The sequence below is a fragment of the uncultured Bradyrhizobium sp. genome (assembly GCF_964252615.1).
Taxonomy (GTDB): Bacteria; Pseudomonadota; Alphaproteobacteria; order Rhizobiales; family Xanthobacteraceae; genus Bradyrhizobium.
Window position 1 is genome coordinate 1 of the sequence record NZ_CAXUNQ010000101.1, and the last position, 2,210, is coordinate 2,210.

Sequence of the window (2,210 nt, forward strand, 5' to 3'; positions counted from 1 at the left end):
TCCGGCTGTATGAAACACCCAATCTCGGTGTCCATCAAACCGGCAGCAGCTCAGTCCCGGCGCGGAATCCTTCCCGCTCCCGAAAACGGATACCGACATGCAGCTAGCCGTAACGTCTGGCGATATCGTGGTGAGCGGCAAGATCAAGTTCGCGTTAGGCAAGCCGCTACTTCGGTGAAGCCGTCAATTTGCTGAACAGCGCTGCACCGTTCTGAGTAGCATTCGGTTTGGGCGGCGGCGCTGAAGCTTTCACGCCGGCGCGCGCTTCATAGCTCCGTTCCGCTTTCTTCTCGATCGCCGTCTTACGCCTCTTCGTCGCGGCTTTCGCCTTAGGATGGTTTTCGGCATCCTCGGCGCGGTCGGTCAATCCGCTTTCCTTGGCGAGTTGTGTGCGTTTCTCGGCAATCCGGGCCGCGCAAGCATTTTTCTCTTCCATGGTTTCCGCGTGCTTCGACTTGTCGTGAAGTTCTGCAAGCTCTTCGTCGCCCTCGATACGTTCCTGATAAGCCTGCAAGGCCCGGTTGGTAACACGCGCCTTGCGGTCGTAACGGTCGATGATGGTGTGGTCTAGCACGGCCGCGCGGTCTTTTGGACCGAACCCGAGCGCCTTGGCATCGTTCGCGGCATTCAGGATATTTTGCGTGGTAAAACTGCGGTCTTGTCCACGCAGGTAAGAGAACGTGCCGAAGTCGAGACCGGCTTGCGCGAACGCCGAGCCTGCAAAATTGGCGCTGGTAACTGCCTGCATGGATCGCGGATCGGAATTGCCGAGCACTTGATAGTTGGACTTGGAAGATTCCCTTCCCGATTCAGAAATGCCCGGACGGTGGCCACCTGCTACGCGGGCCCCAAATGCCATCGTGGCCTTGCTTTGCGCTGCGATATCCTGCGGCGCTGCCGAAATCTCGTTCAAGGGTTTCGGCGAAGCGGCGTATTGCTCGGCTATCGCGCCCGCGCGGGAGAGACGGTCGGCGATGCTGATACCGGGCTGGTTTGTCTCGGCGACTATCCGCGAGAGGACAGCTTCGCCGAGGGGTACCCCTCGTGCGGCTGCTTTGGCAGCCGCACGTATCGACTCTTCGATGCGGGCGATGTCGTCCTGTGCCATAGACTTCTAAAAATTGCTTTTGGCGCACTGCGCCTAATGGCCTCAAGTCTACGAAAACGGCAATTATAAAGGCTTAATTTGCCGGTTACGCGCGGCTAGAGCGTTGTTTTCCTTGCTAAATGGCATCGCGTCACCCCATGGAAAAATCGCTGCCCAAGGGATATATTAGCGGGCAGGAGACATAAGGCACATGGTCAATCTATCCCAGGAAACCGAGACACTTATCGCGGCGAAAGCAGCCCGCGCCGGCCGCACGCCCGACGAAATCGTGCGAGATGCGTTGGCGCGTACCGGCGACGTGGTGCCATGGCGCAATTCCGTCAAGCCGCTGCCCAAAGCCATGACGAAAGCCGAACTGATCGCCGAAATGGAAGGGATCGCGGCGCGCAGCGCGGCGAGGTCAACTGCCGATCCAAGGTCCATCGACGAGATCATCGGCTACGATGATTTCGGCATGCCGCGATGATCGTCATCGACACTTCCGCGCTGGTTGCCATCCTCAATCACGAACCGGAACGCACAGTCTTCTTTGAAGTGATTGCCAACGCCGACCGCTGCCTCGTCAGCGCCGTGACCTATCAGGAAGCGGGGCACGTTCTGATCGCCAAGCGCGGGATCAACGGGCTTCACGACCTCGAAGACTTTCTTGCTCTCATCAGGGCCGAGATCATCCCTCACGACATCCATCTCGCCGCGTTTGCGCTCGAAGCATTCCGGCGCTATGGCAAAGGCATCGATCCCAAGGCGCGGCTCAATTTTTGTGATTGCGCCGCTTACGCCCTTGCCAAGACGATGAATGCGCCGTTGCTGTTCAAGGGTGAGGATTTTGCGGCGACAGATGTGCAAGTGGCATAATGGAACTTCGCGACGCATTAGGATTTGCGAGCCCGTTCCACAGCATCGATGCCAAAGCATTCAATCTGAATTGGTCCACTCTCATTGATCTTAATTTTTGCCGCGGTCCTGCCAAGCCAGTCCATAAGTTTGGTGAAGTCCATGACTTCCTTGGTTCCTGCATCGCGCCAGCGCCGTGCACCATGATTTGTCTGAACCTCCCCCGAATGAGTGGACACCTGTAGTAGGCTCGAAGAGCCAGGAGGTG

At 57.8% G+C, this 2,210-nt stretch carries 4 protein-coding genes; 2 read left to right on the plus strand and 2 right to left on the minus strand.

Annotated features, from left to right (window positions below; translation table 11 throughout):
- Positions 1 to 166: 166 nt before the first annotated feature.
- Positions 167 to 1,108 (minus strand): hypothetical protein, encoded by a 942-nt coding sequence (locus ACFE72_RS24100; RefSeq protein ID WP_375415646.1) that lies wholly within the window; start codon positions 1,106 to 1,108, stop codon positions 167 to 169.
- A 190-nt stretch (positions 1,109 to 1,298) separates the two neighbouring features.
- Here ACFE72_RS24100 and ACFE72_RS24105 point away from each other — a divergent pair, with 190 nt between their 5' ends.
- Together ACFE72_RS24105 and ACFE72_RS24110 are read left to right on the plus strand one after the other, a co-directional pair.
- Positions 1,299 to 1,574 (plus strand): type II toxin-antitoxin system VapB family antitoxin, encoded by a 276-nt coding sequence (locus tag ACFE72_RS24105; protein WP_375415647.1) that lies wholly within the window; start codon positions 1,299 to 1,301, stop codon positions 1,572 to 1,574.
- Positions 1,571 to 1,963 carry a type II toxin-antitoxin system VapC family toxin gene (locus ACFE72_RS24110; protein ID WP_375415648.1) on the plus strand — a complete coding sequence of 131 codons (393 nt, stop codon included), beginning with the start codon at positions 1,571 to 1,573 and terminating at the stop codon, positions 1,961 to 1,963. The genes ACFE72_RS24105 and ACFE72_RS24110 overlap by 4 nt, the downstream gene beginning before the upstream one ends.
- Positions 1,964 to 1,980: 17 nt before the next feature.
- On the opposite strand, the gene ACFE72_RS24115 is transcribed toward ACFE72_RS24110, so the two are convergent.
- On the minus strand, positions 1,981 to 2,210 hold a 230-nt coding region (locus tag ACFE72_RS24115), incomplete at its 5' end, for a hypothetical protein (protein WP_375415649.1).